The organism is Castellaniella sp. (assembly GCF_034674885.1).
Taxonomy (GTDB): domain Bacteria; phylum Pseudomonadota; class Gammaproteobacteria; order Burkholderiales; family Burkholderiaceae_B; genus Castellaniella.
Window position 1 is genome coordinate 75,810 of the sequence record NZ_JAUCDS010000001.1, and the last position, 21,749, is coordinate 97,558.

At 64.9% G+C, this 21,749-nt stretch carries 18 protein-coding genes; 6 read left to right on the forward strand and 12 right to left on the reverse strand.

Going from position 1 to position 21,749, the window contains the following annotated elements; genetic code table 11:
• Positions 1 to 12: 12 nt before the first annotated feature.
• The 4 genes from VDP74_RS00380 to VDP74_RS00395 all read left to right on the forward strand — a co-directional run bounded on the left by VDP74_RS00380 (position 13) and on the right by VDP74_RS00395 (position 3,922).
• The gene (locus VDP74_RS00380; RefSeq protein ID WP_322997624.1) at positions 13 to 762 is read left to right on the forward strand and encodes an esterase; all 750 of its coding nucleotides are present in this window, start codon (positions 13 to 15) and stop codon (positions 760 to 762) included.
• A 93-nt stretch (positions 763 to 855) separates the two neighbouring features.
• Positions 856 to 2,127, forward strand: a complete 1,272-nt coding sequence (locus VDP74_RS00385) for an O-acetylhomoserine aminocarboxypropyltransferase/cysteine synthase family protein (RefSeq protein ID WP_322997625.1) — start codon at positions 856 to 858, stop codon at positions 2,125 to 2,127.
• A 72-nt stretch (positions 2,128 to 2,199) separates the two neighbouring features.
• Entirely contained in the window at positions 2,200 to 2,682 is a 483-nt protein-coding gene (locus tag VDP74_RS00390; protein WP_322997626.1) for a YbaK/EbsC family protein, read from the forward strand.
• Between the two features lie 55 nt (positions 2,683 to 2,737).
• Positions 2,738 to 3,922, forward strand: a complete 1,185-nt coding sequence (locus VDP74_RS00395; RefSeq protein WP_322997627.1) for an MFS transporter — start codon at positions 2,738 to 2,740, stop codon at positions 3,920 to 3,922.
• 15 nt (positions 3,923 to 3,937) lie between these two features.
• On the opposite strand, the gene VDP74_RS00400 is transcribed toward VDP74_RS00395, so the two are convergent.
• The gene (locus VDP74_RS00400) at positions 3,938 to 5,542 is read right to left on the reverse strand and encodes a methyl-accepting chemotaxis protein (RefSeq protein ID WP_322997628.1); all 1,605 of its coding nucleotides are present in this window, start codon (positions 5,540 to 5,542) and stop codon (positions 3,938 to 3,940) included.
• 106 nt (positions 5,543 to 5,648) lie between these two features.
• The gene (locus VDP74_RS00405; RefSeq protein WP_322997629.1) at positions 5,649 to 6,257 is read right to left on the reverse strand and encodes a 2OG-Fe(II) oxygenase; all 609 of its coding nucleotides are present in this window, start codon (positions 6,255 to 6,257) and stop codon (positions 5,649 to 5,651) included.
• A gap of 131 nt (positions 6,258 to 6,388) precedes the next feature.
• Here VDP74_RS00405 and VDP74_RS00410 point away from each other — a divergent pair, with 131 nt between their 5' ends.
• Positions 6,389 to 7,066: a YoaK family protein gene (locus VDP74_RS00410; protein ID WP_322997630.1), complete on the forward strand. Its 678-nt coding sequence runs from the start codon at positions 6,389 to 6,391 to the stop codon at positions 7,064 to 7,066.
• 15 nt (positions 7,067 to 7,081) lie between these two features.
• Here VDP74_RS00410 and VDP74_RS00415 read toward each other — a convergent pair whose 3' ends face one another.
• The 9 genes from VDP74_RS00415 to panB form a co-directional block, all read right to left on the reverse strand.
• On the reverse strand, positions 7,082 to 8,236 hold the full coding sequence (locus VDP74_RS00415; protein WP_322997631.1) for a hypothetical protein: 1,155 nt from the start codon (positions 8,234 to 8,236) through the stop codon (positions 7,082 to 7,084).
• A 61-nt stretch (positions 8,237 to 8,297) separates the two neighbouring features.
• Entirely contained in the window at positions 8,298 to 9,980 is a 1,683-nt protein-coding gene (locus VDP74_RS00420; protein WP_322997632.1) for an iron ABC transporter permease, read from the reverse strand.
• A gap of 9 nt (positions 9,981 to 9,989) precedes the next feature.
• Positions 9,990 to 11,111 (reverse strand): ABC transporter ATP-binding protein, encoded by a 1,122-nt coding sequence (locus VDP74_RS00425; protein ID WP_322997633.1) that lies wholly within the window; start codon positions 11,109 to 11,111, stop codon positions 9,990 to 9,992.
• Between the two features lie 4 nt (positions 11,112 to 11,115).
• Positions 11,116 to 12,147 (reverse strand): ABC transporter substrate-binding protein, encoded by a 1,032-nt coding sequence (locus VDP74_RS00430; protein ID WP_322997634.1) that lies wholly within the window; start codon positions 12,145 to 12,147, stop codon positions 11,116 to 11,118.
• 139 nt (positions 12,148 to 12,286) lie between these two features.
• Positions 12,287 to 13,288 (reverse strand): magnesium and cobalt transport protein CorA, encoded by a 1,002-nt coding sequence (locus tag VDP74_RS00435; protein ID WP_416232911.1) that lies wholly within the window; start codon positions 13,286 to 13,288, stop codon positions 12,287 to 12,289.
• Between the two features lie 20 nt (positions 13,289 to 13,308).
• Positions 13,309 to 14,343 carry a 5'-methylthioadenosine/S-adenosylhomocysteine nucleosidase gene (locus tag VDP74_RS00440; RefSeq protein WP_416232903.1) on the reverse strand — a complete coding sequence of 345 codons (1,035 nt, stop codon included), beginning with the start codon at positions 14,341 to 14,343 and terminating at the stop codon, positions 13,309 to 13,311.
• Positions 14,344 to 14,377: 34 nt separating this feature from the next.
• Positions 14,378 to 15,820, reverse strand: coding sequence for a DNA recombination protein RmuC (gene rmuC, locus VDP74_RS00445; protein ID WP_322997636.1), 1,443 nt, complete (start codon positions 15,818 to 15,820; stop codon positions 14,378 to 14,380).
• Positions 15,821 to 15,872: 52 nt separating this feature from the next.
• Positions 15,873 to 16,844 carry a LysR family transcriptional regulator gene (locus VDP74_RS00450; protein ID WP_322997637.1) on the reverse strand — a complete coding sequence of 324 codons (972 nt, stop codon included), beginning with the start codon at positions 16,842 to 16,844 and terminating at the stop codon, positions 15,873 to 15,875.
• Between the two features lie 68 nt (positions 16,845 to 16,912).
• Positions 16,913 to 17,740 (reverse strand): 3-methyl-2-oxobutanoate hydroxymethyltransferase, encoded by an 828-nt coding sequence (panB, locus tag VDP74_RS00455; protein ID WP_322997638.1) that lies wholly within the window; start codon positions 17,738 to 17,740, stop codon positions 16,913 to 16,915.
• 79 nt (positions 17,741 to 17,819) lie between these two features.
• Between panB and VDP74_RS00460 the strand changes: the two genes are divergently transcribed.
• Positions 17,820 to 18,662 (forward strand): aldo/keto reductase, encoded by an 843-nt coding sequence (locus VDP74_RS00460; protein WP_322997639.1) that lies wholly within the window; start codon positions 17,820 to 17,822, stop codon positions 18,660 to 18,662.
• Between the two features lie 153 nt (positions 18,663 to 18,815).
• Here the strand turns inward: VDP74_RS00460 and acnA are convergent, their stop codons facing one another.
• Positions 18,816 to 21,491, reverse strand: coding sequence for an aconitate hydratase AcnA (gene acnA, locus VDP74_RS00465; protein WP_322997640.1), 2,676 nt, complete (start codon positions 21,489 to 21,491; stop codon positions 18,816 to 18,818).
• Positions 21,492 to 21,749: the final 258 nt, after the last annotated feature.

Sequence of the window (21,749 nt, forward strand, 5' to 3'; positions counted from 1 at the left end):
ACGGAGTCCCCCATGTCCGATACCCCCGATCTACGTCCCGATCCGCTGTGCATTATGCCGGCCGGTGATGCGCCGGCCCAGCTCTTTGTCGTGCTGCACGGCGAGTCCGCCGAACCCAGCCAGGTACTGGACCTGGTGGCGGCCATCCGCCAGGCATTTCCGCAAGCCGTCATCATCCAGCCCTACGGGCCATTCGGCGCACAGGCTGATCGGCGCTGGATCGCAAAAGCCATCCCGGACGCGCACGCCTACGTCGGGCTGGTCGCGGATGCAGGCAAGTTCCTGGCCCGCGAAGTCGCCGCCTGGCAGGACCAACACGGCCTGAGCGGCGAGCAGACCGCACTGGCTGGCTTCTCGGAAGGCGCGGCCGTGGCCCTGGACGCCGTGTGCTCGGTGCCCGGCCTGGCCGGCCGCGCCCTGCTGTTTTCCACACGGTTTGCCGCGCTGCCGGACGCCGCGCCACATACCGCCACCCTGCATCTGCTGCACGGAGCAGGAGACCGCGTGGCACCAGTGGAACAGGCCCGCCTGGTCCATGCACGCCTGGCGGAACTGCAGGGCGATGCCACCCTGGACGTCGCCTCGGGCGTCGGCCACGAACTGCACGCGGCCCTGATACGGCAGGCCATCATCCGGCTGCAAACCTGCGTGCCCCTGCGCAGTTGGGAAAGCGCCCAGGGCGAGCCCAGCCTGCGCATCGACGAATACAGCGCCGACGACCCGTTGGACGGCGAAGACCCGGGTTCCGGGACACTGCACTGACCGGATCAGGACGACACCATCCATCATCTGCTTATAACCCCAGGCAATGAAAACCATGACAAAATGCCTGGAAACCCCGAACCAGGAGACACCATGCAACGCGATACCATCGCCATCCACGGCGGCTTTGCCGGCGACCCCCAGACGCACTCCGTCGCCGTGCCGATCTACCAGACCACCAGCTATTACTTCGACGACACCCAGCATGGCGCCGACCTGTTCGACCTGAAGGTGGCGGGCAATATCTACACCCGGATCCAGAACCCCACGACGGACGTCCTGGAAAACCGCGTGGCTCAACTGGAAGGCGGCGCTGCGGGCCTGGCGTTCGCATCCGGCATGGCGGCCATCACGGCCTGCGTGCTGACCGTCGCCAAGGCGGGCGACAACATCGTGGCGACCAGCCAGGTCTATGGCGGCACCTACACATTCCTGCGCCACACGCTGAAGGACCTGGGCATCGAAGCCCGCCTGGTCGACGGACGCGACCCGCAGGCCTTCGCCCGCGCGATCGACGACCGCACCCGTCTGGTGTACTGCGAATCGGTCGGCAACCCGGCCGGCAACGTGGTGGACATCGCCGCGCTGGCCGACATCGCCCATGCCAAGGGCATCCCCGTGGCCGTGGACAACACCGTGCCCACGCCCGCCCTGTGCCGCCCCATCGAACACGGCGCCGATATCGTCATCCACGCGCTGACCAAGTATCTGGGCGGCCACGGCAACAGCATCGGCGGCATTCTGATCGACGCCGGGCGCTTCCCCTGGAAGGACAATCCGCGCTTCCCGCAGTTCAACCAGCCGGAACCCGCCTATCACGGCGTGGTGTACGCGGACGACTTCGCCGCAGTGCCCTTTGCCGGACGGGCCCGCACCGTCGCTCTGCGCAACACCGGCGGGGCCATCTCGCCCTTCAACGCCTTCCTGATCCTGCAGGGCATCGAAACCCTGGGCCTGCGCATGGAACGCCATTGCCAGAACGCGCTGGCCCTGGCCCGCCACCTGCAGCAACACCCCAAGGTCGGCTGGGTCAACTTCGCCGGCCTGGAAGACAACCGGGACTATGCCCTGGCACAGAAATACATCGACGGAGGCATCCCCTCGTCGCTGTTCAGTTTCGGCGTCAAAGGCGGAATCGCGGCCTGCACCCGATTCATGGACCAGCTGCAGCTGGTCAAGCGCCTGGTGAACATCGGCGACGCCAAGACCCTGGCCTGCCATCCGGCCACCACCACCCACCGCCAATTGACGGAAGACGAACTTAAGACGGCAGGCGTCAGCGCCGATCTGGTTCGCCTGTGCGTGGGCATCGAGCACATCGACGACCTGATCGCCGACGTCGACCAGGCGCTGGCGGCCGCCTAGGCGCGACAGGGCCGGTGCGAGGGCATTGTCCTGTAGACTACAGGCTTGCCCCGCATCCCGCCCCCCCCCCCGATGACCATCGCCTCCGTCCGCCAATTTTTCTCGCAACACGCCCCCGACATCGACATTCTGGAACTGGGTCAAAGCACGGCAACGGTAGACCTGGCGGCCCAGGCCCATGGTGTGGCTCCGGGCCAGATCGCCAAAACGCTGTCGCTGCGCGTGGGCCAGGAAGTCGTCCTGGTCGTGGCCTGCGGCGACACCCGGCTCGATAACAAGAAGCTCAGGCACGCCCTGGGCGGTCGCCCGAAGATGCTGCCTCCCGACGAGGTCGCCTCCCTGACGGGCCATCCGGTGGGCGGCGTCTGTCCTTTCGGCCTGGTCCAGCCCCTGCCCGTGTACTGCGACGTGCAACTGCGGGACTATGACATCGTCATGCCCGCTGCCGGGTCCCTGGACAGCGCCGTACGCATCTCGCCCCAGCGCCTGGTCGAATTGACGGGCGCCACCTGGGTAGATGTCTGCCAGACGCAGCCGTGCGACGCCAACTCTTGAAGCCCCCGACCGGACTGCCTTCCGCCAGCAGGAACACCACACCAACGGATACCCCATGAACCGCAATCTCCTGCTGCTGACGGTCTGCCAAGGGCTATTTCTCGTCAACAACGTCACCTTCATCGCCATCAACGGACTCGTGGGACTGGAACTGGCGCCGCACGCCTGGATGGCGACGCTGCCCATCATGGCCTATGTGGTGGGAGGCGCCCTGGCCGCGCCACTGGTGGCCGCCACACAGCGTCGGCTGGGCCGGCGTGGGTCGTTCCAGATCGGCCTGCTGGTGGCGCTGGGTTCTGCGCTGCTGGCTGCGCTGGCCGCACAATATCAGCTGTTCTGGCTGCTGGTGACCGCCACGGTGGTGGCCGGCTACTACAACGCCAACGGCCAGCTGTATCGCTTTGCCGCTACCGAACTCACCCGGCCAGACTGGCACGAAAAGGCGGTTTCCCTGGTGTTGGCCGGCGGACTGCTGGGCGCCGCGATCGGCCCCAACCTGGCCAACTGGACCCGAGCCGTGCTGCCTGTTCCCTTCGTAGGCGCCTACCTGGCCCTGGCCGTCGTGGCGGTGCTGGCCATGGGCCTGATGGCCATGATCCCCTTTCCCCCCGCACCGGATCGCGGGCATGAGGCCCCCAAAGGACGGCCGATCGGCCAGATCATGCGCCAGCCCGTGTTTTTCGTGGCTACCCTGGGGACGGCCATCGGCTACGGCGTGATGAACCTGCTGATGGCCGCCACCCCCCTGGTCATGGACGTTTATCGCTTCGAATTCGGCCACATCGCCACCGTCTTGCAATGGCACGTGATCGGCATGTACGCGCCCGGCTTTTTTACCGGCCACCTGATCCGCCGCTTCGGCGTGCTGCAGGTCATGGGCGTGGGCGTGCTGCTGATGGTCGTCTGCGTCGCGGTCGCCCTGTCGGGCACCGGCATGGCGGAATTCACGGCCGCACTGACCCTGCTGGGGGTCGGCTGGAACTTCCTGTTCATCGGCGGCACGGCGCTGGCCCTGCGCGCCTATCGCCCCGAGGAAAAGGACCGGGCCCAGGCCGCGATTAACTTCTGGGTCTTCATGACCATGGCGGTCACATCCTTCACATCCGGCGCGGTAGCGGCCACCAGCGGCTGGGCCTGGCTGAACATCGGGGCGTTGCCTGCCCTGCTGTTGACCGCCCTGGCCCTGCTATGGCTGGGGCGGCGCGGTCTGGCACCTCGCAGCAATACCGTACCGGGCTGAAGGCTTGAAGGCGGCCTACGCCAGCCGCAAACGACCCGTCGCCACCTGTCCGGCCGGCATCCCAAGCGCGGGCGGCTGCCCGGACAGGCTGCCCGCCACGCGGAACATCGAGACGATCTGCGCCAGGTCGGCCGCCTGTTCCTGCAATGCGGCCGACGCGGCGGCGGCTTCCTCGACCAGCGACGCATTCTGCTGCGTCACGCTGTCCATCTGGCCGATCGCCAGATTCACCTGCTCGATGCCCGAGGTTTGTTCAGCGCTGGCCAGGGAAATTTCATTCACGATGTCGGCCACCCGCTGCACGCTGGTCACGATGTTGCGCATGGTGTCGCCCGCATTGCCGGCCAGGCGCGCACCGGATCCGGCCTGTTCGACCGAATGGCCGATCAGATCCTTGATTTCTCTGGCGGCGGTAGCCGACCGCTGAGCCAGGCTGCGCACCTCGCTGGCAACCACGGCGAATCCCCGGCCCTGCTCGCCGGCCCGGGCGGCCTCGACGGCGGCGTTCAAGGCCAGAATGTTGGTCTGGAAGGCGATGCCGTCGATGACGCCGATGATCTCGTTGATCTGTTGCGAAGACTGGTGGATGGTATCCATCATGTCCACCAGCTGCTTGACGACCGTCCCACCCTGGGCGGCGACCTCGGATGCGGTGATCGCCAACTGGTTGGCCTGATGGGCGCTGTCGCTGTTCTGCTTGACGGTCGCCGTCAACTGTTCCATGGACGCCGCCGTTTCCTGCAGAGACGCCGCCTGCTCTTCGGTACGCGCCGACAGATCCGTGTTGCCCGCAGAGATCTGGCGCGATGCGGCGGCAATGGCATCCGCCCCTGCCCGCACCCGCATCACGACCGCCGACAGGCTGCTCTGCATGGCGCTGATGGCCTGTACCAGGCTGCCTGGCCGGCTGCCCCCGGCGGCCACCTCCGTGGCCAGGTCGCCGCCGGCGATGCGGCGCGTGACCTCGACCGTATAGGCCGGCTCGGCCCCCAATTGCCTCATGATGAAACACGTCAGGTACAGCGCGATCAGGACGCCCAGAACGATGGCGGCCACGGCCACCAGCAGGCTCGCCAGGAACATGCGCTCTGTGAACGACACGACCTCGGCCTTGATCTGTGCGACGGCATCCGTTTTGTCCTTGATCAGTTTCGTCAAGGGGGTCCGCATCGCGCGCCAGGCCGGCGTATCGTGATCCCGCAGATAGGCGGCAGCCTGTGCCTGATCCTGTTTCGCCAGATCGACGGTCTGTTTCAGCACAGGCACCCGCTTGGCCTGCACGTCGGCAATCTCTTGCAAGGTATCGATCAGGCCGGAGTCAATGCCTCCCAGGTTCCGGCTTCTGTCCAGCACCGCATCGAACTGAGCGACAGCGTCATCCAGGTTCTTGACGGCCTTGCCATCTTTCGGGTCCAGCACGATGTTGCGCAGCGCCTGGCCGATCTGCAAGCCTTGCGCATACAGAGTCGTGGCGTTCTGCAGGACTTGCTGATCGATATCGACAAAGGTGATGAAGCGGTTCTTGGCGCTTTGCATGCCGGCCAGTGCCAGGCCCAGTGCGATGACGCAGCAGGCCAGCACGAACGCCATGCACAGGATCATGCGTGTTCTCAGTTTCACGGTGGGGAAGGATCGGTGATTGCAGGGACGGGTGCAGGCAAACTGCTCCGCAGGGTGACGGAGTGATTGACGGCACCGGACCAGAAACCTTTAGGTCTCGATCAATTCAAGCGATGTCGTCGGTGCGCAGCCAGCCGGTCAGGCTCCAGCGCACCGCGCGGGCCGGCAGGACTTCGTGCGGCATGACGCCGCTGACGAACACCGCCAACCGTCCGCCCAGCGGCGCGAAGCGGCCGATCTCATGATCGGGATGGTAGGGATCGTACAGGCACAGCTCGCCGCCGTCGGCACTGTTCCAGTCCGGATTCAGATACAGCACGATCGAGATCTTGCGATGATCGCTGCCGCGATGCTGGTCGATGTGCTTCTTGTAGCCGGCCCCGTCCTCGTAGCGGGCGAAATGGAATTCCTGGCTGCGCAGCCCCATGCCGAATCGGTCGTTCAGGACCTGGCGCAACTGCGCCATCCATTCAAAAAACGGGTGTCGCGCCAGCACCGACCCGGGTGGCACCCAGCAGATGGCATCGCCGCGCACGGCCGGCTGGCGGGCATCCTGGGCCCTGCGACCAATCTCGCCACCGGAAAACTCGCCGGCATCCCACAGCTGCCGGGCATGGTCCAGCAGTGTGTCGCGCCAGGCCGGCATGACGGCCGTATCGGCAATGGCCCAGCCTTGCTGATTCAGCAAGCGGATGATGTCATCGTAATCAGTCATGGCCATTCCGCCCGGTGTCGAGACCGCGATTTTAGCCCGCCCGGGGCCGTGCATCCCACCTGCCGACTTTCCCGCCCTACACCCGGCCCGTGCCGTGCCACAATAAGCGATCCTTTGACTGCCACACACGCATGCCTGTTCTCCGTCAACTTCCCCGCTGGGCCTGGGTCGGCACTGGCATCCTGGCGCTGATCGCCGGCCTGGTCAATGCCATCGGCTATCTGGGCTTCATGCACGAACCCATCACCAACCTGACCGGCAACACGACCCAGCTGGGGATGGCGATCAGCCAGGGCGACTGGCTCCAGACTGCGCACTGGGCCCTGACCATCTGCGCCTTCGTGCTGGGCGCTGCCGTCAGCGGCATGATCGTGCGACAAAGCACGCTGCAACTGGGGCGACGCTACGGCCTGGCCATGCTGCTGGAATCCGCCTTGCTGTTCGCAGCGGTCCCTTTCATGGACGCCGCCCATCCGGCGGGATTCTATCTGGCCTCCATGGCCATGGGGCTGCAGAACGGCATGGTCAGCGCCTACAGCGGCGCCGTGATCCGCACCAGCCACGTCACCGGCATCTTCACGGACCTGGGCATGTACCTGGGCCATCTGTTGCGCGGCATGCCGGTCGATCCGCTGCGCCTGCGGCTGTGCGGCATCGTCGTCGGGCACTTCATCATCGGCAGCATCGCCGGCGCACTGCTGTTTGCGCGGCTGCGGGAACACGCCCTGCTGGTCCCTGCCGCGCTGACCGGCATCGGCGCGCTGGGTTACGGCCTGTACCGCTGGCAGGCAGGCGTGCGGGTGCGCTGAAACCTGCGCCCCCGCTCACGGCAGCGGCAGGGAAAACCGCGCGCCCCAGCCGTAGTCACCCGACGTCAGGTTGCGAGTGGTTTCCAGACGCACCCTCAGGTAGGGGCCGTAGCGAAAACCATGCGCCAGGCCCAGTTGCTGGTCCAGCGGCTGATCCGATGCGCCTTCCAGATGTTCCCGCCGTTCGAAGGAACCGCTGAACGACCCCCAGCTGCCGGCGGCCAGATCCAGCTGCCACTGGTTGCGAATACAGGCGCAGCCCGCATCCAGCCCGTAAGACGCCAGATCGGCATAGGCGATTTCCTGGCGCACATTGGCCCAGGATACATCCAGCCCCGGACGCAGGCCCAATGTGTAGCCCAGCTGCCGGCGCAGGCCCTGCCCCTGGGGCTGGCGAGCATCGGAGACGCCGGCGCGCCAGGTGCCCAGGTCTCCCGCCGAATACGAGCCGCCCACGCCCAGCACCGACAAGCCCTGCGTCTGTTGCAGCCGCGATACCAGGGCGACATGGCGATCGAGCGCATATTTGGCGGAAGCATCGAAGGCCATGGCCCCGTAGGCCAGGTCGCCGTCGGCAGCCGAGCCCGCATTCGGCGCATCCAGCGCCCCGGCCGCGACCGCATAATCCCATGCCCCCGACGGCAGGCTGCCCGACGGCCGCAGGCGATACACCCCCACCCCGGCCAGCGGCGCGGCCTGCCCCCAGGTCGGCAGACGGGCGTCGATGCGGCCCAGGGTCACCCCATAACCGGACGAACTGAGATAGCGCCAGCGCTGCGTGCCCCGGGACCAGCTATCCAGCCCCCTGGATGCCGGCGTGGCGAACAGGTCCCGTGCCGTCAAGGGCTGCGCGGCATCACCGGCCCATCCCCAGCCGCCCATGCCGCTGGCATCGGCCCCATACGGGTCCAGAAACAAGGCATCGTAGGGAATCCACTGATAGGAGCCGCCCGCGTCGCCATCGGCGGGGGATTCGACAGGCTGTGGATCCGGATCCACAGGCCCCAGGGGCGAAGGGGCATCCAGAGTCACCTCGGGCACCGCATAGCGCTGGGGGGCCAGATCGACCAGGCCCGGGGCGTCCGGGGCGGCCTGCTGGGCGCGGGCAGCCGAAAGACCGGCGCCGCAGGACAGCGCCGCTGCAGCCAGTAACCAGACGATCCTGTTCATTCGACGACGGGGCAGCATGTTCTTGAAACCAGGGGATCCGAGGCCCCTGGGGTCCAGTGTACTATCCGGCCCGCATGCCCTTGAAGCGCCGGCCGGCATAGGCAGCCAGCAGGACCAGTCCGGTGGAAATCAGGATCATCACAATTCCCAGGGCGGACAATTTGCCCCACAGCCCGTCGTCGGCGAAATTCAGGATCTGCACGGCCAGGACCTCGCTGCCTGGGCGCGACAGCACGACAGACACCGTCAGTTCGCGCACGAACATGGTCGCCATCAGGATCCAGGCGGACACGATGCCCGGGACCACCAGCGGCACAATGACACGCCGGAACGTTGTCAATGGCCCGGCCCCGCACACCAGAGATGATTCTTCCAGGTGGGCATGCACCTGCACGAACGCGCTGGCCAGGGGGCGCACGCCATACGGCAGATACGTGGCGATATAGGCCAGCAGCAGGGCTGTCAGGGTGGCGTACAGGGGCGTCTGTACGAAGAACCACATGAAGCCGATGCCGATCACGATGCCCGGGAACGAAAACGACAGGAAACTGAGAGATTCCAGCAGGCCGGCCGCCCGGGTGCGGATCTTGACGATCACGTAGGCGATGAACAGGGACAGCAGCACCCCCAGCGTTGCCCCCACGACAGCCAGGAACAGGCTGTTGCGCAGGGCCAGCAAAGAGATCGGATCCTGCAGGACCTCGGCCCAGTGATTCCAGCTCATGGACGCGAAGGCCTGGGCGCTGGGCACCATGGAATACGGCACCAGCGACGTGTACAGCAGCACGGCAACGGGCAGCACCACCATCAGCAGGCTGAGCAGGCTGATCAACGCAAACAACGGCAGGCGGGCCTTTTTGAGTTCGATGACCGATGGCCGGTATCCACGTCCGGAGATCGTGACGAATCTGTCGCCAGAAGCCGTCAGCGCCCGGTACAGCACGATGAGACCTATGGAAACCGACAGCACGCTCATGCCCAGGGCCGCCGCCTGGCCGTAGTCCGGAGCAAAGCCGGTGGAAATCATTTCATACAGGTACGTGGCCAGCACGTCGACCCGCCCTGGCATGCCCAGCACCCTGGGCACCGCATACGACGCCAGGCTGCGCACGATCCCCAGGACAAAGGCCGCCAGGATCGCGGGGCGCAGCACGGGCAGGGTCACCCGCCACAGCGTGCGCCAGACGCCGGCGCCGCCCACGCGCGAGGCCTCTTCCAGCGCCCCGTCGAACGACGCCATGGCTGGCGCGATGATCAGATAGGCAATGGGCATGTTCAACAGCCCCTCGACCAGGATCATGCCTTCCAGGGTATAGATATCGAACGGTGCGGCGGACAGGCCCAGGAAATCCTGCAGCACCAGGTTCAGCAGGCCGTTGGACGGGTTCAGCAACAACGCCCAGCTGACGGAAAACAGCAGGTGCGGGATCATCATCGGAACGATCGACAACACCGTGAACAGCGATTTGCAGGGGATGTTGGTGCGGGTATTCAGGTAAGCCAGCACCAGCGCCAGCAGGGTTGCGAACACCGTCGACCCCAGCACGAAGATCACCGTATTGAACAGGACCTCCAGCAGATAGGGGTCGGTATAGGCGGCCACGTACTTGGCCAGCGTGAACTGCCCAAAGGCAGTCAGCCCCTGCGAGAAGCTGCCCATCAACAGCATCAGCACGGGACACAGCGTCAGAAAACCGACGATCAGGTTCAGGGACCAGGTCAGGCCCGGGCGCTTGGGACTCATGGCCCCCCCCTATTCCATGACCAGCAGGCCATGTTCCGGCGCCAGCATGAAGCGCACTGCGTCGCCTGCAGCTACCGGCACGCCGGGGTCCACCCGCGCCAGCAACAGCTGATCCCCGACACGGACTTCAGCCTCGTAGACTTCGCCCACGAAATCCAGGGTCTCCAGGCGGCCTTCGATGACGTTGGAGGACTTCGTATCCGTCATCGAACCGGAGCTGTCTGCGCGCCCGTGGGGATCGGGGCGGGACAAGCGCAGAAATTCGGGCCGGATGCACAGCGTCACAGGCGTCCCGGCCGGGAAATCGCGCTTCTGGCAGCGCAAGACCCCCAGAGGAGACTGCACGATCGTGGCATCGGGCGCCTGGTCCTGAATCGTGGCTGCCACCAGGTTGGCCCGGCCGATGAAATCCGCCACGAAACGATGATCCGCATTGAAATAGATTTTCTGCGGGTTGCCGCGTTCGATGATGTGACCGCCATTGAGCACCGCAATCGAATCGGACAGCGCCAGGGCCTCGACCCGGTCGTGAGTCACGTACACCGCAGTGATCTTCAGTTCGGTCAAGAAGCGGCGCAGGAGCTTGCGGGTTTCCTCGCGCAGTTTTGCATCCAGATTGCTCAGGGGCTCATCAAACAGGATGACCTTGGGCTCGGCCACCAGCGCCCGCGCCAAAGCCACGCGCTGCTGCTGGCCGCCGGACAGGCGCGTGGCGGCGCGGTTCTCCAGACCTTCGAGCTGCACGAACTGCAGCGCTCTGTGGACCTTTTCCCGGATGATGGTGCGCCGCACCCCGCGCACCTGCAGGGGATACGCCACGTTGTCGAACACATTCATGTGCGGCCAGATGGCGTAGGTCTGGAACACCATGCCCAGGCCGCGCTTTTCCGGGGGCACGGCAATCCGCTTGCGGCCGGACCACACGACCTGGTCGCCGATGCGGATTTCACCGTCATCCGGCGTTTCCAGCCCGACTATGCAACGCAGCAGCGTGGTCTTGCCACAGCCGCTGGGCCCCAGCAGCGTGAAGATCTGGTTGGCGGGAATGTGCAGGTCGATGCCATCCAGCGCGCGGACAGTCCGGCCCTCTGACTGGTAGGTCTTGACCAGCCCTTCGATATGGATGTCCATGCCGTTACCGGGCGCCGAAGATCTTGCCGAACTCGCGACCCCATTTTTCGATTTCACTGTCGGGCAGATCACGCACCGGCAGGACCTTGACCTGGTCGATGCCTTCGATGTCCGGAAACACGCCCGGCGCCAGCACGTATTCGCCAACCTGTTTGGCCAGCAGCGCCATGGCGTCCTTGGACAGCCAGAAATCCATGAAGGCCCGCGCAGCCGCCGGCCGAGGGGCTTTTTGCGTGACGGCGATGGCCCGGGGCGTACCCAGCAGCGGCTGGCCGCTGCGCGGCCCCCAATCGAGCGGCGCCGGGGCCTTGGTCACGATGTATTTCGGCATGGAGATCGCAATCAGTTTCTCGCCGCTCTCGATGGGCGCCGGCGTAGGACCGAAAGACGCCACGAACATGGGCTGGTTGGCCGCCAGGCCCTTCAGGTAGGCCATCCAGTCGGATTCCGACTTGAAGACCTGTTCCTTCAGGCCGATCAGCCAGGAAATGGTGGACGAGTGATTGGCCGGGTTGGCCATGACGATCTTGCCTTTCCATTTGGGGTCGGCAAGGTCTTCGTAGCGCTGCGGCGCATCGGCCTTTTTCAGGTGCTGCGTGTTGAACAGATAGGAGACGTACTCGATCCCGAACAGCGTCATGCGCGGGTCCTTCACGGCCCAATCGGGATAACCCTGGGCCGAGGGGGACTGATAGGCCGCCAGCACGTCGTGCTCTTCCAGCAGGTTGAGCATGGGGCGCGGTGCCTGGACAACGTCGGCCAGCAGCTTGCCGGCATTGTGCTCGGTGACGATCGTCGGGATGAACTTGGAACTGGAGATCCGCGTGTACTGGCCCTGAAGCCCGGTGGAGGCATCAAAGGCCTTCATGACGCTGTCGACCGAGGTGATGTTGGCGTAGAAGACAGCCTTGCCCTCGGCCTTGGCCTGGGCGGACACGCCCTGTGCCCAACCCAGGGCCGGCAGCGACCCTGCCACGCCGGTCAGGCCGGCGGCCCCGGCCAGTTTCAGGAATTCACGGCGATCCAATGCATTCATGGGTGTCTCCAGAAGTTCAAGTTTTTGTCATGGCAAAGCAGTGTGCCCCAAACAGCATCATTTTGCCACCCGGGCGCAAGGCCGTTGCGCTGTCATGGCACGCCGCAAGCAAGACCCGGCACAGCGCGCGCCCAAGGCGTCACAGCCATTTGATCCTGCGGAACTTCCAGTACAACAGCCCGCAGACGGCAGCAGTCCCGGCCAGCATGGCGGGATAGCCATAGGTCCAGCCGAGTTCCGGCATGTCGTGGAAGTTCATGCCGTAGATGCCTGCCACGGCCGTGGGCACAGCCAGGATGGCGGCCCAGGCGGCCAGTTTGCGCGTGATGTCGGTCTGCTGCATCTGGCTGATCATCATGCTGGCCTCGAAGGCGAAGACCAGGGCCTCGCGCAAGCCGGCGAACCCTTCGATCACGCGCTGGATACGATCCGCGACTTCGCCGAAATACCCCCGGCTGTCCGGGTCGATATTGCGGGTATCGACTCGCGCCAGGCGCCGGCAGATTTCCACCAGTGGTGCGATGCTCGTCTGCATGCGCAGCAAGTCGCGGCGAAGACGGTACAGGTGGCGGATGTCCTTTTCACGAAAGCCACGCAGCAGGAACTGGTGCTCGATGCCCTCGACCCGGGCTTCCATGTGATCCAGGGTTTCGACGTAGCGGTCCGCCATCAGGTCCAACAGGGCGGATGCCACGTAGTCGCTGCCGCGTTCCAGGAATTCAGGCGATTCGGCCAGCAGGCTGCGCAAGGCCTGGTGCGACCCGACTGCGTGACGGCGTATCGTCAGCAGATAGCCGGGGCCGATCAGGATCTGGGTGTCGCCGAAGCTCGGGCGTTCATGGGCGATTTCGACGGTGATGGCGACCACCAGCGTCAACCGGTCGTATTCAATGACCTTGGGCCGCCTGTGGGGCGAGATGATTTCCTCGATCGCGCGATCCGGCAGGCCCAGTCGTTCGCCAACGGACTGGATCAGTTCAGGCTCTGGGTCCTTCAGGCCGACCCACAGCAGACCGGCCGCCGAGGCAGCAGCCTCGAGGTCATCCAGGCCGACATCCCGGGGGGGCTGCGAGGCCGCATACAGAATCGAGGCTACGGCGGATTGCCGGAATGCGGCTTGCAGGTCCAGGGCTGCTGTCATCATTGCGTCTCCGCCCCCGATCAGCGCGGCCAGGCCCGCAGGAAGGCCAGCAGCACCTGCGCCGAATTATCCGCTGCGATGTGCAAAAAGGCATTCATTTCGTTTTCACCCGGCCCGCCGCCCGCCAGGTCGCTGAGCGAGCGAAAGGCGATGAAGGGCACCTTGCTGCGCCAGGCCACCTGGGCGCAGGCAGCGCTTTCCATGTCCAGCACATTGGCCTGGAAAGTGCCTCGGACATAGCGGCGGAACCCGGCATTGTCCATGAAGGCCTGGCCCGACACGCCATTGCCGCCCACCACCATGCGGGGGCGGCCGGCCACGCAACGGTCCTGCCGGTCGCACGCGCGCAAGGGCACGCCCTGGATGCTGCGGGCCACCGCCAGCATCTGCGGATCGACGTCGAACCAGAACTTCTCCTGGATCTGCTCGGAGCCGGCCTGTCGTACACGCACGTCGCGCGGCTGCATCATGCCGTAGGGGGCGAATCCGGACAGCGTCTTCGATGTCGGCGCCTGGTACCGGCCCGGCGCGGTTTCCCGCATCATCAGGACCTCCAGGTACTGCCCCCAGCGCTCCGGGACGCTGACGTCGCCGATCTGCAGATCCGGGTTGACACCGCCGGCGATGCCGCTGAACACCAGATGCGTGACGTTGAAGCGGTCGAACACCAGCTGGGTATTCATGGCGGCATTGACCATGCTGATGCCCGACAGCAGCAGCACGACTGGTTGTCCTTCCAGCATGCCTGTCGTGAAATCCACGCCATCGATCGTGATTCGGTGCGGCTGGCGCAACCGATCATTCAGCAAGGCCAGTTCCGGCGCGAAGGCGGACATGATCGCCATGCGCGGCATATCGTCCAGGCGACCGGCAGTGGATATGGCGGCAGTCGCTGCCTGATCCGCAGACGGCGCATCCGCTGCCCGGCTGCTCGTCGGCAGCCCTGCCAGCATGGCGCCCAGCAGCAGCGCCGCCCCCAGGATCCCAAGCCGCCCCAGAAAGCAGGTCGAACATGTCGCGACGCCCGAACGCACCGCTGAAATCGTGCTTTCCATCCTGTCTCCTAAGACTGTCCGAGGGCCGGGCCCATCAGCCTGCCGCAGGCGGCTCATCCGGCCCCGGCAGCGCCGACGCACCGGAAGCCGCTGCATCCGCATCGGGAATCACCGCCTGCAGGCGCTGGACCTCGATGTCGGCATGCATGGGCTCGAGATCCGGCATCTGTTTGTTGGCCTTGGCCGACAGCTCGGCAAAGCGGTTGACCTTGCCGTACAGCCCCTGCTGGCCCGCCACTGCGGTCACGGCGCTGTTGTAGTGCGTGTTGACGGTGTTCAGCGTATTGCCCAGTTTCTGCAGACGTTCGGCCACGACGGCCACCTGGTTGTACAGGCCGCCGGCCATGTCGCTGAGCGCCCGGGTCTGCTCGTTGCTGCGAGCGATCATCCACAGATTGGCCACCGTGCGCAGGATCGGCATCAACGTGGTGTGCGACACCATGATGACGTTCTGCCGGTAGCCGTAGTCGAACAGGTCGCGGTTGTGCTTCATGGCCTCGATGTAGGCCGGCTCGATGGGCATGAACATCAGCACGAAACTGGGGCTCTTCAGGCCGATCAGATTGCTGTAGTCCTTGCGAGCCAGGTCGTCGATGTGATGGCGCACGGCCTGTACGTGTGCGGCCAGGGCCGCCTCGCGTTCAGCGTCGGTCTGCGCTGCGATCGCGCGGTCGTAGTCCACCAGCGAGACCTTGCTGTCGATCACCATGTGCTTGTCGTCGGGCAGCTTGATGACGAAATCGGGCTGCAGCCGATTGCCGGATTCGTCCCGGAAACTGGCCTGCGCCTGGTAGTGATCGCCCGGAACCAGCCCCGCCAGCTGCAGGCTGCGTTCGAGCTGGATTTCCCCCCAGTTGCCGGTGGTTTTCTTGTCACCCTTCAGCGCGGTGGCCAGGGTATTGGCCTCGGTGCTCATTTTCAGGCCGATATCCAGGACACGGCGAATTTCAGCCCCCAGCTGCGTCTGTCCGCGCAGGGACGCGTCGTGGATTTCATTGACGCGCTTTTGGAAACCGTCGATCTGTTCGCGAAAGGGCCGCAGCAGGCCATCCAGCGAGGTCTGGCTGGTCTGGGCGAACGCCTTGCCTTTTTCTTCCAGGACCTGATTGGCAAGGTTCTGGAATTCCACGCGCATGGCGGCCTTGGACTGGTCGAAGGCCTGTTGCAGTTCCTGGATGAAGGCCAGTTTTTCCTGGTGCACGGCCTGCAGGCGGGTCAGTTCCAGATCACGCGCCTGGACCTGCGTCCGGCCCTCGGCGAGATCCTGGGCGGACTGCGCCAGATCGGCCCGCAGATCTTCGATCTGCCGAGCCTGCGCCGCCTGCACGGTGTCCAATCGGATCCGCTCGGCCGTCTGGTGTGCCAGATCGGCCGCCAGCCCGTCCACCCGGCGACGCGCCAGCCACCATCCTGCCAGCCCCCCCAGCAACACAGCCAGGGCCCATCCCACCAGGGTTTCCGGGGAAAACGCGGTCACGATACAGATCCTGTAGAGGGAAAGCCTACATCATCGCATACCGCAGGCGGCATCAGGCCAGATGCAGGGTCTCGGCAGGGGGCGGCGCCGAATGCGGCAAGCCGTTGGTGTCCGTATCCACGAACTGGGGAATGGTCTTGAGCACGTGGCTGTGCAGCCCGCGAATCAGGCGCTGGGTGCCTTCGGGCAGATCGTGCATCAGCGGGGACACCACCCCGATCCGATAATGGACATCGGACAGCACCGGACGCATCACGACGTCATCCCGGACCCCGCCCTGGACTGAGAACGGATCCATCAGGCCCACCCCCAGGCCGGCGCGCACCATGGCCAGCGCCGTCTGCTGGCTGCCGACCTCGATGTGGCGGCGCTGGCGGCTTGCAGTGGCCTGCACCAGGCTGTTGGTCAGGTTGTAGCGCATGCGATAGCGGCTCAGGAGCGTAATGATGTCCGTGTCGCAGATGTCATCGAGGCGTACGGTATCCTGGGATGCCAGCATGTGGCCGACCGGCATGGCCAGCAGGCACGGCGCCTGCCCGCACCAGTGGACACGCAAGCCATCGGTATCGATGGGCAGGTTGATCAGGGCGAAGTCCGCGCGGCCTTCGAGGATTTCCCTGGCGGTGACCTCGTGCACGACTTCTTCCAGAATCAGGTTCCGGCCGAACACCGGGCTGAAACGGTCGATCCGGGCCAGGGCATCGGGCAGCAAGCCGCGCGCCAGGTCGGACGTCGCCAGAATGCGCAACGGTCGGACCTTGCCGCTGCGCATGCCCATCACCCTGGATTCGAGCTGCTGCAGATCCGCCAGGATGCCGCGCACCTCGCGATAGAACTCGGCCCCGGCTTCGGTCAGGGTGATGATGGGCCGGGTGCGTTCGAACAGCACGAAGCCCAGTTCGCCTTCGAGATCACTGATCTGGCGACTGACGACGGGCTGGGAGCGCCCCAGCTGGCGGCCGGCAGCCGTCACGCTGCCACTGGCAACGACGGCATTGAGCGCCTCAAGTTGGCGGATTTCCATAAGGGCAAGAGAGGAAGTGGGTCGCGCGCGGCGCGCCCCCCCAAAGTGAAACGATTGGTATCGTCATGTTAATTCTTACGGCGCACGCCAAAGCAGTGATCAAGCGTGGGAAAGGTTTCCTCCCTCACCGATTGAGCGTAGTCGCGCGCAGCGTCGCGGATGACCTGGCCCGCGTCGGCGAAACGCCGGGCGAACTTGGGAATGCGGTCGCCGCTGAGCCCCAGGATGTCTTCCGTGACCAGGATCTGACCATCGCACGCAGGGGAAGCGCCTATGCCGATCGTGGGAATGTCCAGGTCGGCGGTGATCTCGCGCGCCAGGGGCTCGCTGATGCCCTCCAGGACGACCCCGAACGCTCCTGCCTGGGCATGGGCGCGAGCATCCTCAAGGATGAGACGGGCGGCCTGGTCCGTCATGCCCTGGGCCTTGAAGCCGCCCATGGTATTGACGTACTGCGGCATCAGGCCCACGTGCGCCAGCACCGGGACGCCCCGATCGACCAGGAACCGGGTGGTCTCGGCCATCACCCGGCCGCCTTCCAGCTTGACGCCCGACACCCCGCTGGCCGACAGCATGGACGCGGCATTGGCAAAGGCCTGGGCGGGTGACTGCTGGTAGCTGCCGAACGGCATGTCCACGATCACGCAGGCCTGCTGCGTGGCCCGCACGACGGCTGCGGCATGCGCCGCCATCGTCTGCGTCGAGATCGACAGGGTATCGGGCAGCGCGTATCCCACCATGGCAGTGGAATCCCCGACCAGGATCATGTCCACGGCCTCGTCCAGCAACCGGGCAATGGGGGCGATGTAGGCGGTCAGCGCGGCAATCTTGCGTGTCCCTTTGTAAGACATCAGCTGGGGTACCGTGACGCGCTGCACCTGACTATGTACACTCATTGGTCTACCTTCGAAAAAGAATCATTGTCGGTCATCGCAGGCCCCCAGGGCCAGTGACTGAATCATCACGGAGACCTTCATGTCATCCAATCAACCGTATCTGACGTTTCACGACGGACGGCGAATCCCGCAACTGGGTCTGGGCACCTGGCAAGTCACCGGAGAGCACACCGCCCCGGCCGTCCGGGCGGCGGTCCAGGCCGGCTACCGCGCCATCGATACTGCGTATATCTACCACAATGAAACCGAGGTCGGCCAGGGCATCGCCGAATGCGGTATCCCCCGCGAAGATCTGTTCGTGACGACCAAACTCTGGAACAACCGCCATGACCGCGAAAGCGCCAAAGCGGCGCTGCAGGAAAGCCTGGACCGTCTGCAGCTGGACTACGTCGATCTGTACCTGATCCACTGGCCGATCCCCAAGGAAAACCGCTATCTGGAAGCCTGGGAGGCCCTGATCCAGCTGCACGACGAGGGACGGGCAAAATCCATTGGCGTCTGCAACTTCCAGGTGGAGCACCTGCAAAAGCTGCTGGACAAGACCGGTGTGCTGCCCGTGGTCAACCAGATCGAACTGCACCCGTATTTCCAGCAGACCGAACTGCAGGCCTACCACGCCGACCATGAGATCCTGACCGAGGCCTGGAGCCCGCTGGGCCAGGGCCAGGTGCTGCAGGACCCCGTGATCCAGTCCATCGCTCACGAACTCCAGGCCACGCCCGCCCAGGTGATCCTGCGCTGGCACATCCAGATGGGTCGTATCGTGATCCCCAAATCCACCCATGCAGAGCGAATCCAGGAAAACTTCAATCTGTGGAATCTGTACCTGGACGATGCCGCCATGGCCCGCATCGCCACCCTGGACCGCAACGATGGCCGCATCGGCCCCGACCCCGACCGCTTCCATTTGATGGAGGGATGATTCAGGACTAAAAAGGGTCCCTGCGGACCCTTTTTTGCCTGAATCATCCAAGCGGCCTGCAGGCCGCGCGGTGGAGGGATGCCCCAACTTTAAAAGGGTCCCTGCGGACGGTCCTGTGCCTGAATCATCCAAGCGGCCTGCAGGCCGCCCCTATCAGTTCAACAACTGCCGGATCGCGTACTGCAGGATCCCGCCGTGCCGGTAATATGCAGCCTCGCTGGGCGTATCGATACGCACCAACGCGTCGAATTCCACGTTGCCCGCCTTCACATGCACGGTTTTCGGGGTCTTGCCTTCGTTGAAGGCCTCGATCCCGGTGATCTCAAAGGTCTCCTTGCCGCGCAGGCCCATGGAATCGGCGTTCTGGCCTTCCGGGAACTGCAGCGGCAACACGCCCATACCGATCAGGTTCGAGCGGTGGATCCGTTCGTAGGATTCGGCGATGACGGCCCGCACCCCCAGCAGCACGGTGCCCTTGGCCGCCCAGTCGCGCGACGAGCCCGAACCGTATTCCTTGCCGGCCAGGATCACCAGCGGCACGCCAGCCTTTTGGTAATTCTGCGAAGCGTCGAAAATCGTCGCCACCGGGGCGCCGTCCTGGGTGAAGTCACGCGTCCAGCCGCCTTCGGTATCCGGGGCGATCTGGTTGCGCAGGCGCACGTTGGCAAAGGTGCCGCGTATCATGACTTCGTGGTTGCCGCGGCGCGACCCGTAGGAATTGAAGTCCTTGGGTTGCACGCCCTGCGATTGCAGATATTTGGCTGCCGGTGAGTCTTTGGCGATCGAGCCGGCCGGGCTGATGTGGTCGGTAGTGACCGAGTCGCCCAGTTTCGCCAGCACCCTCGCCCCCCGGATGTCGTGCACCGGGTCCGGGTCACGGCGCATGCCTTCGAAATACGGCGGGTTGCGCACGTAGGTGGACTCGTCATCCCAGCGATACAGATTGCCCTCGGGGGTGGGCAGGTTGCGCCAGGCGTCGTTGCCCGCGAAGACGTCCGAATAGCCGCGCGTGTACATTTCCGCCGTGATCGAGGACTGGATGACGTCCTGGACTTCCTGGCTGCTGGGCCAGATGTCGCGCAGATACACGTCCGCGCCGTTCTGATCCTGCCCCAGGGGCGTCTTGTACAGATCGAAGTCCATGGACCCGGCCAGCGCATACGCCACCACCAGCGGCGGAGACATCAGATAGTTCATCTTGACTTCGGAATGGATACGCCCTTCGAAGTTGCGGTTGCCCGACAGCACCGATGTGACGGCCAGGTCATTGGCCCGGACTGCCTCGGAGACTTCGGGAATCAGCGGACCCGAATTGCCGATACAGGTCGTGCAGCCGTAGCCCACCAGATTGAAACCCAGGGCATCCAGGTATTTCATCAGGTCGGCTTTTTCGTAGTAGTCGGTGACCACGCGAGATCCCGGAGCCAGGGATGTCTTGACCCAGGGCTTGCGTTTCAGGCCACGTTCCACTGCCTTTTTGGCCAGCAGGCCGGCCGCCACCATCACCGCCGGATTGGACGTGTTGGTGCAGGACGTGATGGCCGCAATGGCCACGGCCCCATGGTCGATCTCGAAGTCGACGCCGTCGCCCATGTGAACGGCAGCAGGCTTGGACGTCGGCGAGCCGGGCAGCGCCTTCAGGGATTTCTGGAAGGAGGGTTTGGATTCGGACAGCAGGATACGGTCCTGCGGGCGCTTCGGCCCGGCAATGGACGGGACGACCGTGCCCAGATCGAGTTCGAGCCGTTCGGAATAGATGGGTTCGTGCTGCGGGTCGTGCCACAGGCCCTGGGCCTTGGCGTAGGTCTCGACCAGCGCAACCTGCTCGGCCGAACGCCCGGTAAAACGCATGTAGTTCAGGGTCTCGTCGTCGATCGGGAAGATCGAGATCGTGGAACCATATTCCGGGCTCATGTTGCCGATGGTGGCGCGGTTGGCCAGCGGCACGGCCGCCACCCCCGGCCCATAGAATTCGACGAACTTGCCCACCACGCCGTGCTTGCGCAGCATGTCGGTGATGGTCAGCACCAGGTCGGTGGCGGTGGTGCCTTCGGGCAGCGCGCCCGAGAGCTTGAATCCCACGACGCGCGGAATCAGCATGGAAATCGGCTGGCCCAGCATGGCGGCCTCGGCCTCGATGCCGCCCACGCCCCACGCCACCACGCCCAGGCCGTTGACCATGGGCGTGTGCGAGTCGGTGCCGACACAGGTGTCGGGATAGGCTTCGGTGATGCCATCGACCTGGCGGGTGAACACGCCACGGGCCAGGTGTTCCAGATTGACCTGGTGCACGATGCCGGTACTGGGCGGGACAACGCGGAACCCGTCGAAGGCCGTCTGGCCCCAACGCAGGAACTTGTAGCGTTCGACGTTGCGCTGGTATTCGATTTCGACGTTGCGGCGATAGGAGTCGTTATGGCCGAAATCGTCCACGATGACCGAGTGATCGATCACCAGTTCCACCGGTGCCAGCGGATTGATGCGATCAGGTTCGCCCCCCAGGGCCTGCATGGCCTGGCGCATGGCGGCCAGATCGACCACGGCAGGCACCCCGGTGAAATCCTGCAGGATCACCCGGGCCGGTGTGAAGGAGATTTCGCGATTGGGCTGGGCATTCGGATCCCAGGACGCCAGCGCGCGGATGTCGTCGGCCGTAACGTCGCCGCCGTCTTCGGTGCGCAGCAGGTTTTCCAGCAGGATCTTCAGGCCGTACGGCAGGCGGGACGGATCCAGTCCATGGTCTTTCAGGGCTGCCAACCGATAGATATGGTAGGACTTGCCCCCCACATCCAGAGTTGTCCGCGCGCCGAAACTATTGGGATGAGCCATTGCAAGTCCTCCTGGGTCGTCATTTTGAGGCCGACCGGCACCCCTGGGCCCCGGCCGACCTGATTCAACCCATCTTACACGCAATCCCTCCAGGAGCTCCATCCTGCCCCGTTGACCAGAAGGGCTTTGGGCGCCGCCGCCCCGCACCGATGAAAGCATTCCCGATCTTGACGCTTGTCATGATCCAGGGACGGAAACGACCGGACATTCCTCAGGGTTAAAGGCCGCAGGGGCCGGGTCGCCCCCTACACTGGTCCA